The organism is Acinetobacter sp. UBA5984 (genome assembly GCF_002429925.1).
GTDB lineage: Bacteria > Pseudomonadota > Gammaproteobacteria > Pseudomonadales > Moraxellaceae > Acinetobacter > Acinetobacter variabilis.
Window position 1 is genome coordinate 32,225 of record NZ_DJBE01000051.1, and the last position, 20,241, is coordinate 52,465.

Below are 20,241 nucleotides of genomic sequence, written 5' to 3' on the forward strand. Positions count from 1 at the left end.
TGCTCAAGTTTAATTGTTCTTAACTTAAAAGCAAAATTGAATTATTATACAAGTGTATATTTAAACAAGAATGACAATCATGCAGAATGCTCCCCTAGTTCCAGATTATGATCACAATGAGGAACGGATTAATTACACTAGTCATGGCCTCGGTGCTGCGCTGGCTTTGATTGCCGGTATTTTATTGATTATTAAAGGCTCTTATTTGAGTACCGGACAATGGATTGGCCTTTGGGTCTATGCTTTCAGCATGATTCTGCTGTTTTCCGCTTCGATGCTCTACCATATGTCTACTGCTGCTGACCGACGCTATTTTTACAAAAAAGTTGATCATACGGCAATTTACTACCTGATTGCAGGTACCTATACCCCGTTTCTATCGATTGCGATTCCAACAGCCAAAGCCCAGTATTTACTGATTGCCTTATGGGTGATTGCTGTACTTGGAACACTATTCAAGTTCATTTTCATCAACCGTTTCCAGAAACTTTCTTTAGTCGCTTATCTGGTCATGGGATGGCTTGCACTACTGGTTATGGACGATATGCAGCAGTACTTAAGTGCTCAATCTTTAACCTTTCTGATCATTGGTGGCTTAGCATACACCGTAGGTGCATTGTTTTACGCTTTAAAAAGAGTAAGATATACCCACGCTATCTGGCACATTTTTGTATTGATAGGCGCAGGATCACATTTTCTGTCTATCTATCTTTACGTGATTTAATCATCTCATTTCTCCATTTCAGTGACCCTGAGCGAGTTGAAACGAGAAGATTGCAGTTGTTTTTTTAAAAAATTACGCCTTTTTTAAAAAGATTACGCTTTTAAAACTAAATTTTTTATTTTTAGTAAGTGTAAGGTTATTCATGGCGTCTTCAGATTCTATCGCTGTAACAGAAATTACAGCAACCAATTCAAAATTTCGTGTTTTAACAGCAAGTTTAGTGGGCACTACAATCGAGTTCTTCGATTTCTATATTTATGCCACAGCTGCCGTTATTATTTTCCCTTATCTGTTCTTCCCTACAAGTACAGATCCTATGACTGCGACTATTCAGTCGCTGGCAACCTTTGCGATTGCCTTTATTGCCCGCCCAATCGGTGCTGCACTCTTTGGTCACTTAGGAGACCGGATCGGACGTAAAGCGACTCTGGTCGCTGCTTTACTGACTATGGGCCTTTCTACCGTTGCCATTGGTTTATTGCCAACTTATGCACAAATCGGTATTGCTGCGCCATTATTGCTGGCTCTTTGTCGTTTAGGCCAAGGCCTTGGTTTGGGTGGTGAATGGTCAGGTGCGGTTCTACTGGCAACTGAAAATGCGCCAGAAGGCAAACGTGCCTGGTATGGTATGTTCCCGCAACTTGGTGCACCAATTGGCTTCATTCTGGCAACAGGCTCATTCTTGACCCTTGGCGCATTCATGTCTGAAGCAGAGTTCATGCAATGGGGCTGGCGTATTCCATTTATTTCTAGTGCACTACTGGTGATTATGGGTCTATGGATTCGCTTGAAACTGCATGAAACCCCTGCATTCCAGAACGTATTGAAAAAGCAGAAAGAAGTGAATGTACCCTTCTTCGAAGTATTCAAAAAGCATTCTAAAATGCTGGTATTGGGCACTATCGCAGCGATCTGTACATTCGTAGTGTTCTATCTGACTACTGTATTCGCATTGCAATGGGGTACCAAACAGCTCGGCTATACACGTGAAGAATTCCTTCAGTTGCAGTTAGTTGCAACTCTGTGCTTTGCTGCGTTCATTCCACTTTCAGCAGTTCTTGCAGAAAAATTCGGTCGTAAGACAACTTCAATCGCGGTATGTGTGGTCTCTGCTATTTTCGGTATCTTCTTTGCCGATATGCTTGAATCAGGCAGTACGCTGGTTGTGTTCTTCTTCTTATGTATCGGCCTAGCGATCATGGGTCTAACTTATGGCCCGATTGGTACCGTATTGTCTGAAATCTTCCCGACTTCAGTACGTTATACCGGTTCTGCCCTGACCTTTAACCTGGCAGGTATTTTTGGTGCATCTTTCGCGCCATTGATTGCAACAAAACTGGCAACAACTTATGGCTTGTCTGCAGTAGGTTATTACCTCACAGCAGCTTCTATCCTGTCATTGCTTGCATTCTTGCTGATCCGTGAAACTAAAAATGATGATGTAAACAATCAGATCTAAGGATCTTGACAGATTAAGCCATCTCAATCAAAGCCAGCAGTTCATGCTGGCTTTTTTTATGATTTCACAACAAAAACTTGCTACTTCTTTGCGGATATTTCGAGAACAATCAAATAAATAAAGCCAGAGAATGAGGCAGAGTGATGCAGGATCTTATTGAGCAACTTACTCAAGAACAGCTGGTGGATATTGTGATTCTGCTAGAAGATGATAAAAAACTGGACGCCATTCGCTATATCCGGACGCATACAGCTTTAGATGAATCACAGGCGATACAGGTCATTGATGAAATTGTCCGCGAGCATGATCTGGCGCTGAATCGGAACAATAAAGGCAACATTGGCCCACGCTTTACAGATGATGCAGATGAAAATATTTCAGTGGTAACTACACCTTTGGAAGTTCCAGATCATCCCAACCTTAGCATCGCCAAAGATACTGAGGTAGCTGCACAGCAAGTCGGCAAACGTGTGCCCGGCCGTGAGATTGAAAAGAAAATCTGGATCACCGCAGCCGTGATTTTACTGATTATTATTGTGCTCTGGTTACTGCTTTAACAGCAGTAAATGAATCTTTTTTATACCAGTTCAATAATATCAATGGTTGGTGGTACGCGAAAACGAAATGGCACGCCCACCATACCCGTTCCCACAGTCACAAATACATCTGCATGTTCATGCCGGTATAGACCTTTTTTATGGCCCAGAATGGAGACCTTTTTCATCACATAATCCGTCAGCCAAGGTAACTCGACCTGTCCGCCATGCGTATGCCCAGAAAGCATCAGTGGTCGTGTTGGCAATTTCGGCACCATATCCACGGTATCTGGATTATGTGACAGAATCACCCAAGGTTTGTCTTGAGGCAGATCCGGCATTGCGCGCATATCGGTTTTTCCAGCCCAAAGATCCCCTACTCCTAAGAGACGAAATTCGTCAAACTCGACAATCTGCCCTTCAATGTCCATAACCTGATTCACTTCCAGCGCATAACGAAGCAATTCCTGAATAGGCGGGCCAGGATACTGTTCATCATGATTCCCTGTCACCGAATATACTGGCGCATGAATTTCTTTCAAGACCGCCAGCTCCTGTGCCAGTTTATTTTCAGGTTCATAGGTCCAGTCCCCTGCAACCACCACCAAGTCCGGTTTCAGATGATTCAGCTTATGCACAATCTGTCTTAACTGACGTTCATGTCCGGAAAACAGACCAATATGTAAATCTGCAATCAGGGCAATCCGTACCGGCTTTTTAAGTTTCTGTTGAGGATTGATTTGATAAGGCGTGGTTTCAACCCGAATCAAATGCGGCTCGATAAAACGTGCATAACTGAGTACGGCACTAATCACGAAAATAAAAATAGACTCATGAATCGAATAGTAGCCTATCCATCCTGCATAAATACTGAAGAACACCAGCGGAATCAGCAAATAGGTCAGATAGAAAGCCAGCAGGTGACAAAACGCTTTAAAGGGATGAATGGTTTCTGTACGCGACTGACTCGACCAGGCCTGATACACTGCCCAAACGGCAAGAATGGCCATGCCTAGATAAAAATAAAAAAGTACGGAACTTGTATCCCACATAGATTTGCCTTGTCGAGTCGAGGAGCTGATTAGTGGCTTTATATTTATCTTTTCATAGCTGGCAATTATACTCAATCCAAATTTTTCAGTCTTTGATGTTTATGGTAAATGCTCCCCATGCTTCCGCTCATTCAAAACCCTCTGGCTTATCAAAAGCTTACCGCTATAAAGCTGGCATTTTACTGAGCTGCAGCCTGGTACTCGGCATTCCTGCTTGCAGTACGCTGCCTCCGCAAACCGAACAGCCTAGCCGGATGGCATTTGAAACGGATACCTCACAAACCAGTCTGGCCCAGATTGTTGAGCCCTTACGTCGGCAGAATATTGGCCTGACCGGTTATCACGTACTGCCAGATCCGCTTGAAGCACTCGCTGCACGTATCCAGCTGATTAATAAAGCCGAACGCAGTCTGGACCTGCAATATTACATCTGGGATAACGACCGTATTGGAGCATTGGCCTTGCATGCCCTCATTCAGGCAGCAGACCGTGGCGTAAAAGTCCGTTTATTGATGGACGACAACAATGCCAAGAAAATGGAAGGTATTTATCTGGCGCTGGATCAGCATCAGAATATTGAGGTCAAACTGTATAACCCCTACCGTTTCCGTAAATACCGTGCCATGGATATGCTGCTGGATCTAAAACGGATCAACCGCCGCATGCATAACAAAAGCTTTATTGCCGATAACCAGATTGCCCTGATTGGCGGCCGTAATATGAGTAACCAGTATTACAACGTCAGTGACAGTTATCAATTTTCTGATGTAGATGTGATGTTGGTTGGTGCCGCTTCTGATGAAATCATTCATTCTTTTGATGAATACTGGAATGATGATTATGCCTATCCAGTTCGGCAGATTGTTAATCCTCGCCATCACACGCTACGCTACCCGAGCCTGAAACAGCAGCTGGAAGAATATAGCCATGATACTGCAATCCAGAACTACCTGAATCTGGCCAATCGCTCCCAGGCTTTCGATAAATGGCTGGAACACAACATTCAACTTGATTGGGTAGAAGCTGAAGTCGTTAAAGACCCACCAAGTAAAATCAAGTCAAAGGCTAAAACTGAAGATCACTTGAACTTCCAGTTATTACAGCATCTGGAAAAACCGGAAGAAAGTGTGGATATCGTGTCGGCCTATTTTGTACCGGAAAAACAGGGGGCAGAACGTCTCAAGAAACTGGCTTCAGAAGATGTCAAAGTCCGAGTACTGACCAACTCTTATAAGGCCAATGACGTGCCGCTGGTCCATGCCTTTTATGCCAAATATCGTCAGGAACTGCTAGAAAATGATGTAAAACTTTATGAGTTTTTGGCCGCGCCAGATGCCGACAACCTGAATGCCAATACTGAAGAGCTGGCACAAAAAGCGAAAGTCAGCTTAAAAGGCCTGAGCCGCTCCAGCCTGCATGCTAAACTGATGGCCATTGATCAGAAACAAGTATTTATCGGCTCTTTTAATTTTGATCCGCGTTCGGCTTATTTGAATACTGAAATTGGCGTATTGCTAAATAGTCCTAATCTGGCCCGTGCGGTACATGAAACCATGGACAAAAACTTAAGCAAGTATGCCTATAAGTTGGTTCTGGATGCCAACCAGAACATTAACTGGAAAATTCGCAATGCCAAAGGTGAAACAAAGACCTTTAAAAAAGAGCCGGGAATGAAGTGGTATCAAAAAGCCTCAATAAAATTCCTGTCGATACTCCCAATCGAAGGCTTTATGTAATGAATATCTCTGAGTATTTCTAATAAAAAAGCCTCTTAATGAGGCTTTTTTAATACTTTGGCTTGCAACCTTTGCAAACCCTCCAGCATATTTTCATGCACTAGTGCAGTCAGGCTTTCTACTGTATGCCCTTCGGTCGCAATTGCCGGCAAGGCCATCAGATGAGCTGTTACTTTAGGCATTTCCAGAACATTCTGTACATGTTTGGCAAAACTGATATTCCCAATAAAAGGCGCCACCATATCCAGCTCACCCTGCTGATTTACATAACAGATCAGGCAGATTTGTACGGGACGTTGCGCTTCGATTGCTGCACCGAGAATACGACCATAAATTTTTTTAATTGAGCGTCCATCAGATGTGGTTGCTTCAGGAAAAAACAGGACTGGAATATTCTGCTTTAGAAAATCGGTAATCTGTTCACGGATTCTGACCGAATCTCCTGAACCACGCTTGATAAATAAGGTGCCACCGCCTTTAGCCAGCTTGCCCAAAATTGGCCAATTTTCAATTTCAGCTTTGGCCAGAAAAAACACTCGCGCGCCTGAACCCAAAACGGCGATATCCAGCCAGGATACATGATTGCTCACCCATAATGCAGGCTCACGTGGAATCACGCCATGGACCTGAACCTCGATATTAAACACCTTGCACAACTGGCGACAGAAATACTGCACATATCGGGTATTGTTCGGGTTATTCGGGTCTTTATACAAACCGTGACGGTAAACCAGATAAAACCCCTGGCTGATGGCTGCTAATGCAAAAGTCGTTTTTCTTGTATAAAGAAAGAATTTTGCTAAACCTTGTATCTCAGGTGATTGATTTTGTACAGTCGAGTTCATAAAAAGATCACTAAATCCTAAACAAGATACAGGGAATATCCACGAATTAAACCCATTTTATACTGTTCATGTCCAACTTGCATTGATAATAAAAAACGACCAAGTACATCTATATTTTCAATTTAAATTCATCAAATTAATTAAATAAAATAAATCAATCGAAATATTAGATTAAAAAAGGATGCTCATCATGCAAGATGAAACAGTGAAATCAGCTGAGATGATTCGGCCCTTAAAAGTATTAAGCTATATCTTGGGTGGTACCCTGTTATATACGGCGTTGCTCGTAACACTTGCACAACTGTTTGTCACGGCACTCTAAAACAAAGCTCGCTATTTCAGTATCTGTAAAGTTCATTTTCAACTAAAATGAAGTTTTCAACTGGAGATTGGCCTGAGTGGAATATTTTGAGCAACATCAGGGAAAAGAACGCGTCATACTGGTCAGTGTGAGTGTACAAATGCTGGATGACCTTGATGCTGAAGAGTTTCATCTGTTAGCTCAATCTGCAAATGCCGAAATTCTGGAACATCTTTTTGTTCAACGCTTAAAACCGGATGCCAAATTCTTTGTGGGTTCAGGAAAAGCAGAAGAAATTGCTGAACGGGTTAAAGAACTCAATGCTAATCTGGTCATCTTCGATCATGCACTGACACCTGCCCAAGCACGTAACCTGGAAAATGTGGTGCATTGCCGGGTAGTCGATCGTACCGAACTTATCCTCGATATCTTTGCACAGCGTGCCCGCACCTATGAAGGGAAACTGCAAGTTGAGCTGGCACAATTACAGCATCTATCTTCACGACTGGTTCGTAGCCGTACCAATCTGGATAGCCAGAAAGGCGGGATCGGTCTGCGTGGTCCGGGTGAAACCCTGCTAGAAACAGATCGCCGTTTATTGCGTATCCGCATGGGACAGCTTAAAGCCAAAATAGAAAAAGTCCGTCAAACCCGTATTCAGGGCCGTGTTGCACGCCAAAAAGCGGCTGTTCCAACTGTGTCTTTAGTAGGTTATACCAATGCGGGAAAATCTACCTTATTCAATATTCTGGCCGATAGCGATGTTTATGCAGCTGACCAACTATTTGCGACTCTGGACCCAACTTTAAGACGCCTGCAATGGGACGGCGTCGGCAATCTGGTACTGGCAGATACGGTAGGTTTTGTACGTAATCTTTCACATTCACTGGTTGAATCTTTTAAAGCGACTCTGGAAGAAACCGTTGAAGCAACCCTGCTCTTGCATGTGATTGATTCCAGCAGCCCGGAAATGCTTGAACAAATTGAAGCCGTTGAAAAGGTGCTCAAGGAAATTGGCGCTGACGTTCCAGTTTTAAGGGTTTATAATAAAATTGACTGTAGCGGTGAGGATGCCAAAATCATTTACCGCCAGCCCGGTCAGCCTGAACGGGTCTATGTTTCAGCACATAGCGGTGAAGGTCTGGATCTGTTACGCAAAGCTGTGCATGAAGCATTAATGGGTCAGATTCAGCACTTTGAACTGGTATTGAAACCTGCCTATGGCAAACTGCGCAATCAACTTTATGCGCTGAATGTGATTCAGTCCGAACATTATGATGATGAAGGTCAATTGCATATCAATGTAAGGATTGCACCTCCGAAGCTGGAACAATTGATCAAACAGGCACATTTACCGATAGAAGAAATTCTGGGATCTCAAGCACTTCAATTCCAGCGTCCACTTGAAGAGTTTGAAATTCGGCCTAAGATCGAGTAAAACCTGATAAGTAAACTTTTAAATGACATCACCAATGAACTGGATAAAACATATTGACTGGCCAGCATGGATCGGCACTCTCCTCTTAATTATTGTATTTCGTGAAGCTTCAGTCTGGCTAATGACCCAGCTAGATCACCCTGAACTGGGCAATCTGGTCGGACTCATCAGCCTGCTAATCACCTTATTTGCCTGGCGCTATTTTGGCAAAATTCCAGCGCGTCTGGTGGATACCAATAACAAGTTAATGAAAGAAAGTGCCTTCGCTTTTTTACCAATTAGTGCAGGCGCGCTAATTATGCTGATGCATATGGGACAAAAAATTCCGGCCTTCATGCTGGTGTTATGCCTGAGCACTCTGCTCCCTCTTTGGATCTACGCCAAAATGGCAAAATGCTGGTTATAGGAGTCGCACATGTTTTCTGTTCTTTATGGCTTTGCGATTACCTTAATTGCTTATCTGCTTGCTAAACCCTGCAATCGTGTTATTCCGCAAATTCCTGTGATTGTGTTTAGCATGTTCTTGGTGCTGGTGATTTTATTGGTGCTCGGTATTCCTTATGAGCATTATATGGATGAAGTCAATCCACTGTTTAACCATTTGCTCGGTTATGTCACGGTTGCACTGGCGATTCCACTAGCGGCCATGCGTTATGATGACCTGCCGCTGAAAGCCATTATTGGGATTCTCGTTTTTGCCAGTATCAGTGCGGTTGCCTTACCGATGGGTCTCGCCTATTTGCTGCATATGTCTTCTGGCGACATCATGGCCTTTGCCACCCGTGCAGTCACAACACCAATTGCAATTAATATTGCAACCTTACTGGAGGCACCTGTTAGTCTGGCCATTCTGATCGTCATTTTGTCTGGCGTAATTGGTGCAGCATTTTCACCATTTATTTTACGACATATCAATGATGAGCGTGCTTCAGGTCTTGCTCTAGGTCTAGCAGCACATGCGATTGGTACAGCTCAAGCCTGGCAGCGTGGTAGTGTTGCCGGACGTTATGCTGCGTTTGGCATGGCAGTGAATGCCGTTTTTACTGCGATCTGGTTGCCAACTTTTATACTTTATCTGCAAAAAATGTGACTCATCAATCAATATTTAACGTTTGTTTCTGAATGAAACTATTCTTACTATAGGGAAATAAAGAATTTTTCACTCAGGAACAGACCTATGAAAAAGGTTCAATTATTATCCGTTTTAGCCCTGACCTTTTTCAGTCATCTGGCTTTCGCTTCTGATATTTCAGGTACCTGGAGAAGTATTGACGATAAAACAGGATCCCCCAAAGCGATTCTGGAAATTCGTGAAACTTCAAATGGTGTTTATACCGCCAAAATTACCAAGATTACGCCTCGTCCTGGCTACACACCGCGCGAAACCTGTGTTTCCTGCCCTGCACCTTATACCAATAAACCGATTCTTGGTCTGGATGTACTCACCGGCTTAAAGGATGCAGGTAATAATAATTTCTCTCAGGGCAAACTGATTGACCCTTTATCTGGCAATATTTATAACACCAAAGCTAAATTAAGTGCCAATGGCAAACGTCTAACCCTACGTGGTTATGTGGGTGTGTCAGCCTTGGGACGCAGCCAGACTTGGATTAAACAAGATTAATTCATGACTTAGTGCACAGAAGCTTGCATTTTCATGCATTAAGTTGTATCAATATTAGACAGATGCTTTTTTTATACAATATAAAACATGCATATAAATATTAGATTCATTTGCCTTAACAGGCTTAGCATCAAACGGATTTTGATGGGCAATATAAGGAGATAGAATGCAAGACATTACCATGTTAAAGATCTTATTGAATTTCTCTGCTTTTACTGAAAATTCAGCCACAAAGCAATTAACATCGGCATATTTCTGTCATGGGGAATCAACAGGGTTAAAGCAGATTGATCGAGCAATCTGCAACGCTCATTACTCTAAAATCAACCAAAATTAAAAAACCACACGCTTGTGTTTGGGATAGTTTGTTTCATCTATGAAAAAAGGATAAATATAAATGAATAAATCTAAATTAGGATTAATGCTCATTGCTACATTCATGACTGGGACCATTTATGCACAAGACTTGACCGGGACATGGCAACAAATCGATGATAAGACTGGTTCACCCAAAGCACTGATTGAAATCCGTCAGGACAGCAATGGTACTTATGCCGGCAAGATTGTCAAAGTAACGCCTCGTCCAGGTTATACCCCGCAAAAAACCTGTAATAAATGTCCTGCTCCTTATACTAATCAGCCAATCCTGGGGATGGACGTACTGACAGGTTTAAAACAGGTTGGTGATAGCGTGAATTATGAAAAAGGTCGTGTGATTGATCCATTGTCAGGTAAAATTTACGATGCCAAGGTTCGTCTAAGCAGCAACGGCAAACGTTTAACTCTACGCGGTTATGTGGGTGTATCTGCTCTGGGTCGTAGCCAAACCTGGATTCGTCAGGAATAAGTTCACACTTTTTCTCAAAGCTGCTAAACAGGCAGCTTTTTTTTATAAATTTAATTCCATGATTTTTAATTATTTATTGACTATTTGTGCAATCTTCCTAACATGTGCGGGTAATAATGAAAAGTTCTTTGGAATGATGGATATGTTAAAGAAGATATTCCTTGCCACATTGACTACAGGATTCATGATGAACCTGTGGGCTCAAGATATTAGCGGAACCTGGCAACAAATTGATGATAAAACTGGAGCAGCAAAAGCCATCATTGTCATCGAAAAAGAAGCAAATAATACTTACTCAGGCAAGATTGCGAAAATCACGCCACGTCCAGGTTATACACCACGCGAAAAATGTAATAAATGTCCAGCCCCTTATACCGATCAACCGATTTTAGGCATGACTATTCTAAAAGGCCTGAAACACGTTGAAGGCACCAAAAATTATGAAAAAGGTCGTGTCATTGATCCATTGGCAGGTAAAATTTATGATGCCAAGGTTCGTCTAAACAATACCGGCAAGCGTTTAACACTACGTGCCAGTATGGGTGTTTCAGTTCTGGGCCGCAACCAGACCTGGATTCGTGTAGACTAATGATCAGCACATAAAAAAGCCACGTTGAACGTGGCTTTTTTAGCTTTGAATTTTTTAAAATACCGGATTATCGACAGCGAACATTTGTTGGTCTTCCAGGCGATAAGCCATCAGCTGATTACCCCAGACACAGCCACCATCGACATTCTGAATTCGCTCAGAAATGGTTTTACCCTGTAAAGCGGCCCAGTGTCCAAATACAATTTGATGGGTTGCTGCAGTTTTCGATTCAAATTCAAACCAGGGCTTAAAACCTTCTGGCATCGGATCATCCAGTGAATCTTTAAAACTATATTCCAGACGCCCTTCTGCATCAGTTAAACGCATCCGGGTCAGGTAATTCACGATACAGCGTGTACGCTCATGACCTTCTAATTCATCTGACCAGAGTGTAGGCTCTTTCCCAAACATTTCCTTTAAGAAAGTATCCACCACCTCAAAATCATCATGGGCAATAATGGCTTCTACTTCTTTAGCCAATTCAGCCGTCTTGGCTGCATCCCAGATATTGGGAATACCGGCATGGGTCAGTACCGTCTGTTCATTCGGAAACAGACACATCGGCTGTTTACGGATCCAGTCAATTAACTCATCACTGTCGATCGCATCAATCACATCTCGGACATTATCCTTGTCTTTAATCGGCTTAATACCGCGTGCATAAGCCAGCAAAGTCAGGTCATGATTACCCAGCACTGTTGCCGCCACGCCATTATCGACAAGCTTTTTAATGAAGCGTAATGCACCCAGCGAGTTTTCCCCTCTAGCCACCAGATCACCAGCAAACCAGACAAAGTCCTGATCAGGATCAAAAAGGATTTCTTTCAGCAGTGCCTTCAAGGCTTCAAAACAGCCTTGTACATCACCAATCACATAATTGTATCGAACAGTGCGGGTCATTATTTTTAAGCTACCATTTGATCAGATAATGCCACAAATTGGGCAAGTGACAGTGTCTCTGGACGTGCCATTGGATCCACACCTGCCTTTTCAAAACCATCTTCAACCAGCATCCCTTTCAGGCTATTACGCAAAGTCTTACGGCGCTGGGTAAATACATGCGATACCAGACGAGCCAAAGCTTTTTCATTTTTTGCCACGATCGGTTTTACATCATATGGCTCCAAACGGAACACGGCAGATGTTACTTTTGGTGGCGGATTAAAAGAACCTGGCGGCACTTCAAACAGAAAAGTCGGTTTACAGTAATACTGGATCATCACCGACAAACGACCATATTCTTTGGTGTTCGGTGAAGCCGTAATACGATCGACCACTTCTTTTTGCAGCATGAAGTGCATGTCTTTCACTTTGTCACCAAATTCCAGGAGATGGAACAATAGTGGCGTTGAAATGTTATAAGGCAGGTTTCCGACTACACGTAGCGGACGACCTTCTTCAAACAAATTGGTGAAATCGTATTTCAGTGCGTCTGTTTCAATAATGGTTAAACGTTCAGGATGCGGCACACGACCCGGCAAACCAGCGGCCAAGTCACGGTCCAGCTCAAGTACGGTCAAGGCATCACATTCACCAATTAAAGGAGATGTCAAAGCAGCCAGACCCGGGCCAATTTCAACAATATTTTCGCCTGCACGCGGATTTACGGAACGCACAATTTTGGCAATGACACGTTGGTCATGTAAGAAGTTTTGACCAAAACGCTTGCGCGTGTGATGCCCTTCATCTTTTGGGTTTAAGGCATTAATCTGATACATAGACATTTCCAACGTGTAATAAAGACGAGATCATTGATGCGCTAAATCCAGCGCCAAGTCCACAGCCACATGTAAGCTTGAGCTTTTCGCAAGGCCTGTACCTGCGAGGGAGAGTGCTGTGCCGTGATCGACAGAAGTTCGGATAAACGGTAAGCCCAAAGTAATATTGATGGCTTCACCAAAGCCCTGAGATTTTAACACAGGTAAACCCTGATCGTGATACATCGCCAGAACAGCATCGGCATCTTTCAAATTTTCAGCGGTAAATAAAGTATCTGCAGGCAGGCTCAGACTCATATTGATACCTTGAGTACGGTAAGTCTCCAGTACTGGATTGATGACTTCAATCTCTTCCATACCCAAATAACCGCCCTCACCTGCATGTGGATTTAAACCACAGACCAGAATATGCGGATGCTCGATTTTAAACTTCGATTTTAAGTCATGAATCAGGATATCAATCACCTGATGCAAGCGTTCCGGAGTAATGGCATCGGCAACTGCACGAAGTGGCAGATGGGTGGTTGCTAAAGCAACACGTAAAGTTTTAGTCGCTAGCATCATCACCACACGCGGTACACCAGCAAATTCCTGGTAATACTCGGTATGACCACTGAAATGGATGCCTGCATCATTAATGACTGACTTCTGCACTGGCGCTGTAGCCACTCCGACACTTTTGCCTGACATGGCATATTTGGCTGAACGACGCAGCTGTTCCAGTACATAAGCGGCATTGTGGCTATTTAGCTGACCTAGTACTACCGGTTCTTTTAAAGGCACATGCTCAACATAAAGCTGACCTTTTTCTGAAGAAGTCGTTTGCCCTGTGTATTCAATCAGTTCAACCAGAAGTTTTAACTGCTGCGCCCGTTGACGGAGCATATACAGATCGGCAAGTACCACCAATGGACGCTCATCAATACGATCCGCCAGACTCAAGCAGATATCTGGACCAATTCCGGCAGGTTCACCACTGGTAATATATAAAGGCAGCATGACTTTCTTCTGTATTATCAATTGTCCTTATTTTAGTACAAATTTCACAGGGAAAGTTTTAGATAAAGGTTTAGATGATGTTTATTCAAATAATACTGTACCTTTCTTATTATATTAAAGAAAGATAAAACCGGGCTGACGTCAATAAACCCTATAAAGAGTTTCAGGCAATCCTCTAAACACTCGATATGTTTAGCTTTTGGCATTTTCAAGGAGGATTGTCTCAAGTTTAGAAAGCAAACCTAGGCAGACTCGAAGACAGGCCATTTGCTAAAGAAATACATATTAAAAAACAGGTGAATCCATTCATACAAAGACGTGCCCCTAGTCTTAGGTCCGTTTTATTATTTAATGATTAATCATATGTGTTTATAGGCTAAAAATCCTACTGGTCATTCATTGAAAGACGTTGTAAAATACAGCGCTTGAAATTTTATATTTTCATTGTGGTTCTCCCGGCTTTCGGGTAGAATTCCGTCTCCTTTTGTTTGGACAGCTTCCATAGTCCAAACCAACTATAATAGGTAGTGGTTTAATGAAAACTCTCAGCGCTAAGCCAGCTGAAGTTCAACACGACTGGTACGTTGTTGATGCTTCTGGCAAAACTTTAGGTCGTCTCGCGACTGAAATCGCTCGTCGTTTACGCGGTAAGCATAAAACTTCTTATACTCCTCACGTTGACACTGGTGATTACATCGTTGTTATCAATGCTGAGCAAGTTCAAGTGACTGGTAACAAATCACTTGACAAGAAATACTATCGCCATACTGGTTTCCCTGGTGGTATTCGTGAAACTAATTTTGAAAAATTAGTTGCTCACAAACCAGAAGAAATTTTCCAACGCGCTGTAAAAGGCATGTTGCCAAAAGGTCCTCTTGGTTATGCAATGATCAAAAAAATGAAAGTGTACGCTGGTACTGAGCATCCACATACTGCTCAACAGCCACAAGTTTTGGACATCTAAGGGATACAGCACATGGCTACTAACTATGGTACAGGTCGCCGTAAGACCGCAACTGCACGTGTTTTCCTATCTGCTGGTACTGGTAAACTCGTAATCAACAACCGTTCTTTAGAACAATACTTCGGTCGTGAGACTGCTCGTATGGTTGTTCGTCAACCTCTAGAGCTTCTTGAAGCGACTGAGAAATATGACCTTTACATCACTGTTGCTGGTGGTGGTATCGGTGGTCAAGCAGGCGCTATCCGTCACGGTATTACTCGTGCACTGATCGCTTCTGACGAAACTCTTAAACCTGCTCTTCGTCAAGCTGGTTTCGTTACTCGTGATGCTCGTGAAGTTGAACGTAAGAAACTTGGTTTACGTAAAGCTCGTAAACGTCCTCAATTCTCTAAACGTTAATTCGTTTACCGGATCGGACAAAAAACCCTGGTTTATTCCAGGGTTTTTTTATGGTTTTAAAATGACCACTTAATATTATTTTTATTGTCATTGTTCATGCACATCCTTACCCCACACTCCTTCATGGCACCAGAAGGATTTGGTCAGATAATAATTCGCAAAACCGATAATAATAAACAGAATGATTAAGCCAAAATTCATGATCATGTTGTTCTGCTCCTTTCATTTTTTTCTCTACTCTACCCTGCCTTAGTCCAATTGGCTTTTTATGCTTCGTGCTTTTTGGGTTGATTTTTAGTATCCTAGTCTATTCATTAGAACTTAATCAGGATTTATGTCAGTCGAAAGCGCGCCACTTCAAGGACTCACCTTATATAGCCATGCCGATGACTTTCGTTCCCATTGGATTCGCTACGTACTTGCCGAAAAGCAGATTAAATATAACCTGATTCTGGTCGATAGCGATGATGAAGATCTGGCCAGCCTCAATCCTTATAACCAGCTGCCCATGCTAATTGAAAATGATTTAAAATTGTTCAATACCAGCATCATTTCCGAATATATTGATGATCGTTACCGCCAGAATAAGCTCTATGCAGATGCCCCCATGCCTCGTGCGGAACAGCGGCAATATATCTGGCGTTTTGAAAATGACTGGCTCAAACTGGCAGATATCATGCTATGCCATCCGGATACTCTGGATGCTGCAGCCAAAGTAAAGGCACAAAAACAGTTGCATGATATCCTGATTTCATTAACGCCCCTGTTCCAGCATTTTCCTTATTTTATGTCGGAACAATTCAGCATCTTAGATTGCATGCTGGCTCCCATTTTCATTCGACTCAAAAGCATGGGAGTAGAATTACCTCGACAACAATGTCGTCCATTTTATTTATATTGCAAACGAGTTTTTAGCCGTCCTGCATTTGCAAAATCCATGACCTTGCAGGAAAAAAACCGCTACCAAGAGCAAATTAAATCTGTAGAGAAACATCATGTCTGAACAAGAATTCAACTTAAGTCCTACCCGTCCCTATATGGCACGTGCAATCTATGAGTGGATTTGCGATAACAATATGACGCCTTATCTGCTGGTCGATGCTACACGTCCAAATACCATGGTACCTGAACAGTTTATTAAAGATGGCCAGATTGTCCTGAATATTGTGCCGCATGCAGTTCATGCGCTGAATATGGATAATGAAGCCATCACCTTCTCAGCACGTTTTGGTGGTGTATCACGTGATATCTATGTACCGATGGCAGCAGTCCTCGGGATCTATGCACGTGAGAATGGTCAGGGATTATTCTTTGATCCAAATGAATATGAGCATACACAAAATGATGAAGATGCTTTAAAATCAAGCACTGAAGAACAGCCTGAACCCGCAAAGAAAAAACCAACCCTAAGGTTATTAGATTAAAAATAATGGAGTAAGTGAATGGCTTTTGATTTAGTACAATATTTTGTTGAACAGATAGAAACTCAAAAGCCTGAGCTTCTACAAGACTATACAAAAGAAGAAAGACGTAAATATATTTCAGAAATCAATGCTCTCACTTTAGGCAAACTGATTAGCGAATGGCGCAATAATCCGCAAAAAATTTATAATGAAATCAAGCATCCAGATGAACTTTATATCCTAGAAATCGCCCGTCACCTGACTACCCGAGTGGAAAACCAGTCAACTTTACCAAAACCCGAGCTGGAACAGCTCACGTCTGAAATTTTCCATTTTCAGCTGACTGAATTAAAGCAGTTACATGATACTGGCAATCATAATCAGACCAGTATCCAAGAGCTGTTGAAAGGACAAATTGAACATTTGTCTGGCCAGGCAGATGATTGGGTTTGGACAACAAATAACCTAACAGAACTCAAAGGCTCTAAACCAATTCATGAAGAAGAGCTATCATTAGAAGCATCAATGAAGGAGTTTAGCCAAATGGTTCATCAAAATAGCCAGCATCATGATGTTGAAGAAGTTGCTGTTGTAGAAACACCAACCTGGGCAAAAATCGTTGAGCCAGTGGTTGCGCTTGCGATTCTTTGGGTACTGATTGATGCAGTATTACGCGTATTTGCATAAATATTTCAACCTCAAAAAATTCAGTTTTACTAAAAGCCAATGAGATATTGGCTTTTTTTATTCTTTAGATTTATCAGGGAATGAAGTGAATCAATTTTCTTAACTGAAATTTTTACCTAACTAGCCCCATAATTCATTCAAAATATTTTATTACATCTTTTAGATTAAGCTGAGATTATAAATCAAAAAATAATCACAAAATTGTTTCACATATCCTTAAATAAAAAGATAAACGCATCACATAATTACAAAGTAGAAGTTAAAAATTAAAATCTAAAGTAAACCATTAAATTTTATATGGTTTTTATTTCAATTGTAATTTACTTGCCCATTTTTATAATGAATTTGAATGAAAAAGATAATATTCGAACTTCATCAAATACAACTAACGCATCAACTATTTTTATAACAGGGAAATAATTGTGGCTAAGGTAACCTTAGATACACTTACAGACATTGATGGTTTCGTTGCTGCAGCATTAACTGATGGTGAAAGCGGTCTTGGCTTTAGCAACTCAATGGTGGCAATATCGATCGTAAACTTGCAGCAGCCGGCAATACAGAAGTGGTTCGCGCAAAACGCCGTGTAGCGAATTCATTAAACCTGAATGACTCGATTGAAGATATTCTGATTACGCTGGGCAAGCAATATCATCTCATTCGCCCACTCGAAAAGAATAATAATGTATTCCTGTATCTTGTACTGGATCGCTCTAAAGCAAACCGGGCTATGGCTCGTCATGAGCTTAAATCTTTTGAATAAGGTTTAGACTTCAGCTAATACACAGTTTTCCCCTTTATTTCATGCGATAAAGGGGATTCTTATGCGCTTCACCCAATAAAATATAAAGTTTAATCGAGACTTAAAATGCATAGGCATTATATTCATATTGGAATAGCAGGTTTAAGTATTCACGATGCTGATGAACTAAAAAAGACTTTACAACACATCACTCCTGACCATTTTATCCTGCAATGGAACACTGCTTCCGATCCTCATCTCGATTGCCTGTTGGTGTATGAATACTTTCTTGAAACAGAGGGTATTCAACGTGTTCTCAAAAACCAAAAATGTCCTTATTTATGCATCTCTAAAAATGCTCAATATTCGAACCAGATTATAAATAACACGCTCGCTTTACCCCTGCAAAACACACAAATTCTCAAGCACTGGTTTGAGCAAAATGTTCTTAATTCAGAAATTAAACCAGAAATAGAAGAACCTATATTTTCAACGCTAGTTCACTCCCAGCAATCTTCTGACCCTCCCTATACCATCAACTTTTTTAAAGAGATGCTGCATCCTGAAAAAGGCAAATTACATCTCTATGATCAGCATGGCACTATTGCCATCATTGACTCAGCAAAAAACTTGCTTGGTTTGGTTAAACAAAGACCGGGCTGAAACAGGTACAGACTTTTCATTTTAATACGACTTCGCTTACTAGCGACGTATTAAAAGTGACACGTAGAGAAACGCAGATTCTGCAGGACTGGTTATGGAATTTTTTCTGGGACTCGCCTAATTTTGCTCAGATCGCACCTGAAGATGGTCACTACAAAATTCATTACTGGCCAAAGTCAGCTCATCCGCTACATAAAAAACGTATTTTTCAGATATCTGCCTGCTTTATTTAAGGCGCTAAGATTTCAAAAATTGCTGAGCAACATGCAATTTCTTTATTCACACTTCGACAATTTATTGCAGCCAGTATGGCTTCCGGAAATATTGAAAAAATTAATGCTTGGGAAAGTCGTTATCGCACCACTGCGCCAGTTGAAAGAACAGAACAGCAAAGTTTCATTAAAAGCTTTTTTGGAAAGCTACGATTTAAATTTGGATTTTAATAAAGTAAATACTTATGATTTTACAACAATATAAAATCGTTTTTGCGGGCTCCATGGGCGCAGGTAAAACAGCCGCGATACGTTCCTTATCTAATATATACCAGTGTTACTCACTGAGGCACTGAATACTGACGACCGCAGCCATACAAAAATGGAAACCACTGTAGGAATTGATTATGATGAGATCACATTAGAAGATGAAACTAAAATTGGCCTATATGGGACGCCAGGACAAAGCCGCTTTGATTTTATCTGGCTTGTCATCTGTCAAGGCGCACTAGGTGCTATTATCCTCATTGATCATACGGTGAGTGATCCAATCCAGGAACTGGAAAGCTATATCGAAGTATTCTAGGAATATACCAATAATATTGCCATTGGGATTACGCACAGTGATCTTGAAAGCTCTCACTTTACCCAGATTTATAAGGACTGGCTGATTCAGCAGGATCTCTATACTCCCCTCTTTTTTGTAGATGCACGTCAAAAAGACGACATCTTACTTCTCTTAGAAGCCCTCATTACTTCAATCGAAGTCAACCATAACCTCATGAGCTAAGGATTAAAGCATGCTTACTATACAAGAAAGACATCAAGTCCCGGAAGCCCTCGTTCAGCATGCCAAACAGCAAATTCAGGAGATCATTAGTAATGTTCGTGGCGTATATTATGTAATGGTCTGCTCAACAGATGGGTTTGAATTGGCAACAATTCACAAGAAAGACAACTACAACAACAGCAAACTGGCTGCTATGAGTAGCTCGATTTTAGCGATGGTTTCTGCATTTACCAAGGAAATCCATCTTACTGGCTGTCAGAGCATCACTTTGGATGCAGAAAATGCTAAAGCCATTTTGACAGCAGTTGCAGCACCAAAACACCCTCTTATTCTGGTTACTTTGGCTGAAAAAGACATTTTATTAGGTCAGGCCCTATATATGCTAAAGAATGCAACACAATCCATTATCGCGGCAGATCAATAAGCAGATCAATAAATAACTAGATTCATAAAAGGCTTAAATTTATTTAAGCCTTTTTATCTTGTCTTATTAAATCCCACACATAAAAAAAG

General features: G+C 41.7%; 24 protein-coding genes and 2 pseudogenes. 21 read left to right on the forward strand and 5 right to left on the reverse strand.

What is annotated here, in order from left to right:
* Nucleotides 1–79: 79 nt before the first annotated feature.
* From trhA to B3J29_RS07865, 3 genes are all read left to right on the forward strand, one after another.
* The gene (trhA, locus tag B3J29_RS07855) at nucleotides 80–724 is read left to right on the forward strand and encodes a PAQR family membrane homeostasis protein TrhA (protein ID WP_034171103.1); all 645 of its coding nucleotides are present in this window, start codon (nucleotides 80–82) and stop codon (nucleotides 722–724) included.
* Nucleotides 725–866: 142 nt separating this feature from the next.
* Entirely contained in the window at nucleotides 867–2,183 is a 1,317-nt protein-coding gene (locus tag B3J29_RS07860; RefSeq protein ID WP_004785216.1) for an MFS transporter, read from the forward strand.
* A 143-nt stretch (nucleotides 2,184–2,326) separates the two neighbouring features.
* Complete coding sequence (locus B3J29_RS07865; protein ID WP_286964902.1) at nucleotides 2,327–2,740, forward strand: hypothetical protein; 414 nt, start codon at nucleotides 2,327–2,329, stop codon at nucleotides 2,738–2,740.
* A gap of 20 nt (nucleotides 2,741–2,760) precedes the next feature.
* Here the strand turns inward: B3J29_RS07865 and B3J29_RS07870 are convergent, their stop codons facing one another.
* Complete coding sequence (locus B3J29_RS07870; RefSeq protein WP_286964903.1) at nucleotides 2,761–3,771, reverse strand: metallophosphoesterase; 1,011 nt, start codon at nucleotides 3,769–3,771, stop codon at nucleotides 2,761–2,763.
* A 101-nt stretch (nucleotides 3,772–3,872) separates the two neighbouring features.
* Between B3J29_RS07870 and B3J29_RS07875 the strand changes: the two genes are divergently transcribed.
* Nucleotides 3,873–5,507 (forward strand): phospholipase D family protein, encoded by a 1,635-nt coding sequence (locus B3J29_RS07875; RefSeq protein ID WP_171521878.1) that lies wholly within the window; start codon nucleotides 3,873–3,875, stop codon nucleotides 5,505–5,507.
* A gap of 35 nt (nucleotides 5,508–5,542) precedes the next feature.
* Here B3J29_RS07875 and B3J29_RS07880 read toward each other — a convergent pair whose 3' ends face one another.
* Nucleotides 5,543–6,352, reverse strand: coding sequence for a lysophospholipid acyltransferase family protein (locus tag B3J29_RS07880; protein WP_286964907.1), 810 nt, complete (start codon nucleotides 6,350–6,352; stop codon nucleotides 5,543–5,545).
* A gap of 190 nt (nucleotides 6,353–6,542) precedes the next feature.
* On the opposite strand from B3J29_RS07880, the gene B3J29_RS07885 reads away from it, so the two are divergent.
* The 7 genes from B3J29_RS07885 (at nucleotide 6,543) to B3J29_RS07915 (ending at nucleotide 11,151) form a co-directional block, all read left to right on the forward strand.
* Nucleotides 6,543–6,674 (forward strand): hypothetical protein, encoded by a 132-nt coding sequence (locus tag B3J29_RS07885; RefSeq protein ID WP_004785224.1) that lies wholly within the window; start codon nucleotides 6,543–6,545, stop codon nucleotides 6,672–6,674.
* Between the two features lie 76 nt (nucleotides 6,675–6,750).
* Nucleotides 6,751–8,091 carry a ribosome rescue GTPase HflX gene (gene hflX / locus B3J29_RS07890; protein ID WP_286964909.1) on the forward strand — a complete coding sequence of 447 codons (1,341 nt, stop codon included), beginning with the start codon at nucleotides 6,751–6,753 and terminating at the stop codon, nucleotides 8,089–8,091.
* 34 nt (nucleotides 8,092–8,125) lie between these two features.
* On the forward strand, nucleotides 8,126–8,497 hold the full coding sequence (locus B3J29_RS07895; protein ID WP_286964911.1) for a hypothetical protein: 372 nt from the start codon (nucleotides 8,126–8,128) through the stop codon (nucleotides 8,495–8,497).
* A gap of 9 nt (nucleotides 8,498–8,506) precedes the next feature.
* Nucleotides 8,507–9,181, forward strand: a complete 675-nt coding sequence (locus B3J29_RS07900) for an LrgB family protein (RefSeq protein ID WP_004785229.1) — start codon at nucleotides 8,507–8,509, stop codon at nucleotides 9,179–9,181.
* 87 nt (nucleotides 9,182–9,268) lie between these two features.
* Entirely contained in the window at nucleotides 9,269–9,715 is a 447-nt protein-coding gene (locus B3J29_RS07905; protein ID WP_286964915.1) for a DUF2147 domain-containing protein, read from the forward strand.
* Nucleotides 9,716–10,112: 397 nt separating this feature from the next.
* Nucleotides 10,113–10,562, forward strand: coding sequence for a DUF2147 domain-containing protein (locus tag B3J29_RS07910; protein WP_286964917.1), 450 nt, complete (start codon nucleotides 10,113–10,115; stop codon nucleotides 10,560–10,562).
* Between the two features lie 142 nt (nucleotides 10,563–10,704).
* Nucleotides 10,705–11,151 carry a DUF2147 domain-containing protein gene (locus B3J29_RS07915; RefSeq protein WP_034171097.1) on the forward strand — a complete coding sequence of 149 codons (447 nt, stop codon included), beginning with the start codon at nucleotides 10,705–10,707 and terminating at the stop codon, nucleotides 11,149–11,151.
* A 54-nt stretch (nucleotides 11,152–11,205) separates the two neighbouring features.
* Here B3J29_RS07915 and B3J29_RS07920 read toward each other — a convergent pair whose 3' ends face one another.
* From B3J29_RS07920 to pdxA, 3 genes are read right to left on the reverse strand one after another with little or no spacing between them, the layout of a single operon-like run.
* Nucleotides 11,206–12,051 (reverse strand): symmetrical bis(5'-nucleosyl)-tetraphosphatase, encoded by an 846-nt coding sequence (locus B3J29_RS07920; RefSeq protein ID WP_286964919.1) that lies wholly within the window; start codon nucleotides 12,049–12,051, stop codon nucleotides 11,206–11,208.
* Nucleotides 12,052–12,056: 5 nt separating this feature from the next.
* Nucleotides 12,057–12,869, reverse strand: coding sequence for a 16S rRNA (adenine(1518)-N(6)/adenine(1519)-N(6))-dimethyltransferase RsmA (gene rsmA, locus B3J29_RS07925; RefSeq protein ID WP_034704111.1), 813 nt, complete (start codon nucleotides 12,867–12,869; stop codon nucleotides 12,057–12,059).
* Between the two features lie 30 nt (nucleotides 12,870–12,899).
* Nucleotides 12,900–13,868, reverse strand: coding sequence for a 4-hydroxythreonine-4-phosphate dehydrogenase PdxA (gene pdxA, locus B3J29_RS07930; RefSeq protein WP_414632200.1), 969 nt, complete (start codon nucleotides 13,866–13,868; stop codon nucleotides 12,900–12,902).
* Between the two features lie 535 nt (nucleotides 13,869–14,403).
* Between pdxA and rplM the strand changes: the two genes are divergently transcribed.
* The 10 genes and pseudogenes from rplM (at nucleotide 14,404) to B3J29_RS07980 (ending at nucleotide 20,152) form a co-directional block, all read left to right on the forward strand.
* The gene (gene rplM, locus B3J29_RS07935; RefSeq protein WP_004785249.1) at nucleotides 14,404–14,832 is read left to right on the forward strand and encodes a 50S ribosomal protein L13; all 429 of its coding nucleotides are present in this window, start codon (nucleotides 14,404–14,406) and stop codon (nucleotides 14,830–14,832) included.
* 12 nt (nucleotides 14,833–14,844) lie between these two features.
* Nucleotides 14,845–15,231 (forward strand): 30S ribosomal protein S9, encoded by a 387-nt coding sequence (gene rpsI / locus B3J29_RS07940; protein ID WP_004785251.1) that lies wholly within the window; start codon nucleotides 14,845–14,847, stop codon nucleotides 15,229–15,231.
* Between the two features lie 334 nt (nucleotides 15,232–15,565).
* The gene (locus tag B3J29_RS07945; RefSeq protein WP_286964923.1) at nucleotides 15,566–16,234 is read left to right on the forward strand and encodes a glutathione S-transferase N-terminal domain-containing protein; all 669 of its coding nucleotides are present in this window, start codon (nucleotides 15,566–15,568) and stop codon (nucleotides 16,232–16,234) included.
* On the forward strand, nucleotides 16,227–16,655 hold the full coding sequence (locus tag B3J29_RS07950; protein WP_034171093.1) for a ClpXP protease specificity-enhancing factor: 429 nt from the start codon (nucleotides 16,227–16,229) through the stop codon (nucleotides 16,653–16,655). Before B3J29_RS07945 ends, B3J29_RS07950 begins: the two co-directional genes overlap by 8 nt.
* An 18-nt stretch (nucleotides 16,656–16,673) precedes the next feature.
* The gene (locus B3J29_RS07955) at nucleotides 16,674–17,321 is read left to right on the forward strand and encodes a hypothetical protein (RefSeq protein WP_286964926.1); all 648 of its coding nucleotides are present in this window, start codon (nucleotides 16,674–16,676) and stop codon (nucleotides 17,319–17,321) included.
* 422 nt (nucleotides 17,322–17,743) lie between these two features.
* Nucleotides 17,744–18,084, forward strand: a pseudogene (locus tag B3J29_RS07960) (roadblock/LC7 domain-containing protein).
* Nucleotides 18,085–18,189: 105 nt separating this feature from the next.
* On the forward strand, nucleotides 18,190–18,726 hold the full coding sequence (locus B3J29_RS07965; RefSeq protein WP_286964928.1) for a hypothetical protein: 537 nt from the start codon (nucleotides 18,190–18,192) through the stop codon (nucleotides 18,724–18,726).
* A 144-nt stretch (nucleotides 18,727–18,870) separates the two neighbouring features.
* Nucleotides 18,871–19,203, forward strand: coding sequence for a hypothetical protein (locus B3J29_RS07970; protein ID WP_224213999.1), 333 nt, complete (start codon nucleotides 18,871–18,873; stop codon nucleotides 19,201–19,203).
* Nucleotides 19,184–19,728, forward strand: a pseudogene (locus tag B3J29_RS07975) (GTP-binding protein). Before B3J29_RS07970 ends, B3J29_RS07975 begins: the two are co-directional and overlap by 20 nt.
* A gap of 10 nt (nucleotides 19,729–19,738) precedes the next feature.
* Nucleotides 19,739–20,152: a roadblock/LC7 domain-containing protein gene (locus tag B3J29_RS07980; protein WP_005237174.1), complete on the forward strand. Its 414-nt coding sequence runs from the start codon at nucleotides 19,739–19,741 to the stop codon at nucleotides 20,150–20,152.
* Nucleotides 20,153–20,241: the final 89 nt, after the last annotated feature.

Excerpts from the sequence above, each read along its gene's own strand:
- B3J29_RS07900 (WP_004785229.1), top strand. The coding sequence starts at position 8,507 with ATGTTTTCTGTTCTTTATGGCTTTGCGATTACCTTAATTGCTTATCTG.
- B3J29_RS07865 (WP_286964902.1), top strand. The coding sequence starts at position 2,327 with ATGCAGGATCTTATTGAGCAACTTACTCAAGAACAGCTGGTGGATATT.
- B3J29_RS07870 (WP_286964903.1), bottom strand. The coding sequence starts at position 3,771 with ATGTGGGATACAAGTTCCGTACTTTTTTATTTTTATCTAGGCATGGCC.
- B3J29_RS07880 (WP_286964907.1), bottom strand. The coding sequence starts at position 6,352 with ATGAACTCGACTGTACAAAATCAATCACCTGAGATACAAGGTTTAGCA.
- B3J29_RS07980 (WP_005237174.1), top strand. The coding sequence starts at position 19,739 with ATGCTTACTATACAAGAAAGACATCAAGTCCCGGAAGCCCTCGTTCAG.
- rplM (WP_004785249.1), top strand. The coding sequence starts at position 14,404 with ATGAAAACTCTCAGCGCTAAGCCAGCTGAAGTTCAACACGACTGGTAC.
- B3J29_RS07915 (WP_034171097.1), top strand. The coding sequence starts at position 10,705 with ATGTTAAAGAAGATATTCCTTGCCACATTGACTACAGGATTCATGATG.
- B3J29_RS07875 (WP_171521878.1), top strand. The coding sequence starts at position 3,873 with ATGGTAAATGCTCCCCATGCTTCCGCTCATTCAAAACCCTCTGGCTTA.
- B3J29_RS07955 (WP_286964926.1), top strand. The coding sequence starts at position 16,674 with ATGGCTTTTGATTTAGTACAATATTTTGTTGAACAGATAGAAACTCAA.
- B3J29_RS07910 (WP_286964917.1), top strand. The coding sequence starts at position 10,113 with ATGAATAAATCTAAATTAGGATTAATGCTCATTGCTACATTCATGACT.
- B3J29_RS07920 (WP_286964919.1), bottom strand. The coding sequence starts at position 12,051 with ATGACCCGCACTGTTCGATACAATTATGTGATTGGTGATGTACAAGGC.
- pdxA (WP_414632200.1), bottom strand. The coding sequence starts at position 13,868 with ATGCTGCCTTTATATATTACCAGTGGTGAACCTGCCGGAATTGGTCCA.
- rpsI (WP_004785251.1), top strand. The coding sequence starts at position 14,845 with ATGGCTACTAACTATGGTACAGGTCGCCGTAAGACCGCAACTGCACGT.
- trhA (WP_034171103.1), top strand. The coding sequence starts at position 80 with ATGCAGAATGCTCCCCTAGTTCCAGATTATGATCACAATGAGGAACGG.
- B3J29_RS07945 (WP_286964923.1), top strand. The coding sequence starts at position 15,566 with ATGTCAGTCGAAAGCGCGCCACTTCAAGGACTCACCTTATATAGCCAT.
- rsmA (WP_034704111.1), bottom strand. The coding sequence starts at position 12,869 with ATGTATCAGATTAATGCCTTAAACCCAAAAGATGAAGGGCATCACACG.
- B3J29_RS07895 (WP_286964911.1), top strand. The coding sequence starts at position 8,126 with ATGAACTGGATAAAACATATTGACTGGCCAGCATGGATCGGCACTCTC.
- B3J29_RS07885 (WP_004785224.1), top strand. The coding sequence starts at position 6,543 with ATGCAAGATGAAACAGTGAAATCAGCTGAGATGATTCGGCCCTTAAAA.
- B3J29_RS07970 (WP_224213999.1), top strand. The coding sequence starts at position 18,871 with ATGGTCACTACAAAATTCATTACTGGCCAAAGTCAGCTCATCCGCTAC.
- B3J29_RS07905 (WP_286964915.1), top strand. The coding sequence starts at position 9,269 with ATGAAAAAGGTTCAATTATTATCCGTTTTAGCCCTGACCTTTTTCAGT.
- B3J29_RS07965 (WP_286964928.1), top strand. The coding sequence starts at position 18,190 with ATGCATAGGCATTATATTCATATTGGAATAGCAGGTTTAAGTATTCAC.
- B3J29_RS07860 (WP_004785216.1), top strand. The coding sequence starts at position 867 with ATGGCGTCTTCAGATTCTATCGCTGTAACAGAAATTACAGCAACCAAT.
- B3J29_RS07950 (WP_034171093.1), top strand. The coding sequence starts at position 16,227 with ATGTCTGAACAAGAATTCAACTTAAGTCCTACCCGTCCCTATATGGCA.